Source organism: Sulfuricaulis sp., from assembly GCF_049587675.1.
GTDB lineage: Bacteria > Pseudomonadota > Gammaproteobacteria > Acidiferrobacterales > Sulfurifustaceae > Sulfuricaulis.
Genome location: NZ_JBAVEJ010000228.1, coordinates 1 through 1886, shown reverse-complemented (window position 1 = coordinate 1886; position 1886 = coordinate 1). Strand labels below are relative to the sequence as shown.

The window sequence follows — 1886 nt, the reverse complement described above, 5'->3', positions numbered from 1 at the left end:
CGCCGCGATCAACAGAAAATCCAGCACAAATTGCTGGTACGAAACCGCTTGCTCCCGATTAACGCCATCCGGCGCATTTTGCATGAGCGCCTCGCGCTCCAGAATTTCCTGCGCTTCAGCGGCACAGTTTTGCGACTGGCGCCAGTACGGCCAGGTTACCGCGCCGACAAAAAGCCCAGCCGCCTCACCAATCAAATGATTGTTGGCTGATGAGAAACGTGAGAAATGACCGTGAATAAAATGCATGTGTTGATGGATCGCGACCAGCCAGCGGTTCCGGAATCGGTTGCCCACCTCGCCTGAGAACACGATCGAATCCAGTCCGCCGATCAACTGCCAGGTAATACTCCAATTGATCAACCGGATGGCGAGTTCCAGCGAACTGGACCAGTTCGGGCCCTTGAGATACGGGCACTGGTCGAACCAGGACTCGAGCTGACGCTGTAATCCGTCCAAGTAGCGCCGCTCGCCAGTCAGATGATAGGCCTGCGCCAACGTCACCAGATGGAGATGCCGGTTGGGCTCCCAGAGATACTTGATGTCGCCGACGAGCGCTTCGTTGCGATAATCGAGAGTCTTGGCAAAGGCCAGAGGTGCGACTGTCCCCGTCTTGGGATCCTGATTCCATTGCAGGACCGATCCACACACATGATCCAAGGCGAAGACGCGTAGTCGTCCTTGCAAAATCTCATCCGCCGCTTGGGAGTACGGTTGGGGAGGAATACCATTCCCCGTTCCGATAAACACGGGTGTGGGGATCGTCAGATCCGGTACGGGCGCGGCACGCAAAGTAACCACACCGAAACGATTCAGCGACGAAACAAATTTCACACGAAGGCGATACACCATCTCCGCCAACGACATGCACCTCAGGCGGTTCCAATACCATGCGAAGGTTGATAGGGAATCAGGTCCTGGGTTCATGTCGTGCAATTTGTCGGAGATCTGCCTCCACGAGCTCTCTAGTCCGGACATTCCATCTTTTTGTTGAACAACACATCATCAAAGAACCCCAGTGGCAATACTCGCGCAGCTTTTGACGCTCGATGATACCGTTCTTGATATTACCCAGTAAGGAATTTTGTGCTGACAGAATGATTTTCGTGGACAGCATCGGGCGACGTCGGCACATGGCAGGGACCAACAGCTATCCCGCGTAGTAGCGGCTCAGTGCCCGCTGACTCTATTTGACGAACGATACTATAATATGTAATATCCGCGCCGCCCGGCTAGGTATCGCGGCCGGTGTGTTCGTTTATCAGGCTTTTTCGATTGTAATTCGCGGCATTTGCAATGCTGAGAGCTGACTCCAGCGACCGGATGAATCCAGAGACCAACGTTCAAAAACCTTTCCCCAGTTTGCCAGGGCTGATTTGTGACGTTGTTACCATAACAGGTCTCCTTGCCGTATGTCTGAGAAACCTCCGTTTGGGTCACGTGCCCGAGGCGGCGTATATGCCTGCTGAAGTTATACTTGACTTGATGACTCAGAAAATGCCTGGCGGGGCAAAAGTGTCTGCCGCGTTGCGAGCTCAATGCGATGCATCAGAGGCCCGATTGAACCTGATTGTACCGTTGGTCAGGGGTTTCGAGGCATGCATCGTATATCGATAGGAATTTCATAATTGCACGCCATAATTACGATTCATATAGGGTTGCCGTTACGGACCACATGGTGCTGGGATGCAATACCAGTTTAGAACATTCCGCCGGCACTCAGGATCTGGATTCGTCATAAAGTTTAAAGTTTGTTGGAAAGGGAATTTTAGGGAGGTTAGGTTTGGATAAGTATCTGTTTCGGATTAAGGACCACCGGTCCCGAGTACCATCGCTTTCTTGTAATTACAGTCTCGAAAAATCGAGTTCTTCCTCGATCGTCAAAGCGC

1 protein-coding gene is annotated in these 1886 nt (G+C 52.3%); it reads right to left on the bottom strand.

All coding sequences use genetic code 11. From position 1 onward, the window contains the following. Positions 1 to 924, bottom strand: a 924-nt coding sequence (locus WB402_RS11970; protein WP_424208149.1) for a heparinase II/III family protein, incomplete at its 3' end; no start/stop codon positions are given. Positions 925 to 1886 lie beyond the last annotated feature (962 nt).